The following is a 707-nucleotide window of genomic DNA, read 5'->3' on the forward strand; positions in this document are numbered from 1 at the left end:
TCAGGTGAAAACTTCGACCACATGGAAAGATGGTACCGTACAAGAGAATAAGCAGTATGTCTATGACAAGAACGGAAATGAGATCGGACAGACCAATGGAACAACAGGGGAGATCCTTTACCGTACCGATGATGCGGAGAACCGCCTGACCGAAGTCTCTGTGAACAAAGATGGAAAGAATGCGGTTGTTCAGCAGAACCGTTACAATGGAGACGGGCAGAGAATCCAGAGAGTGGAAGGAGATCAGACGACCAACTATTATTATCAGGATGGCGTGGTCTCTTATACGACCGATGGAAAAGGAGAGCAGACGTCTCAGGATCTTTTGGGAACTGACGGAAATATCATAGGAACCCAGAGGTATACGGGCAATGATACTGCATATTATGTGTATAACAAAGATGTACAGGGAAGTACTACAAATCTTCTGAAAGACGATGGAAAAGCAGATGTGTCTTACCGCTATGAAGACTTTGGAGAGACGCAGAGCATTGGAGAGAATACGGCTAAGAATGAAACCTGTTATACAGGGGGACGATATGATGAGACAACGGGGCTTTATTATCTGAATGCAAGGTATTATAATCTCTCGGAATCCTGAGTGATTATTATCGGCAACAGCCGAGAAACGTACTTTGAAAAGTAAATATTATTTAAAACAGAAAAAAGAACATAGAAAATAGACATAACTGTCGCTATGCCTGAAA

The 707-nt window shown here is 42.6% G+C and carries 1 protein-coding gene; it reads left to right on the forward strand.

Annotation, left to right across the window (positions count from 1 at the left end; all coding sequences use genetic code 11):
* On the forward strand, positions 1-601 hold a 601-nt coding region (locus CI597_RS17570; protein ID WP_235824671.1), incomplete at its 5' end, for a hypothetical protein.
* Positions 602-707: the final 106 nt, after the last annotated feature.

The sequence above is a fragment of the Anaerostipes hominis (ex Lee et al. 2021) genome (assembly GCF_002270485.1).
GTDB lineage: Bacteria > Bacillota > Clostridia > Lachnospirales > Lachnospiraceae > Anaerostipes > Anaerostipes hominis.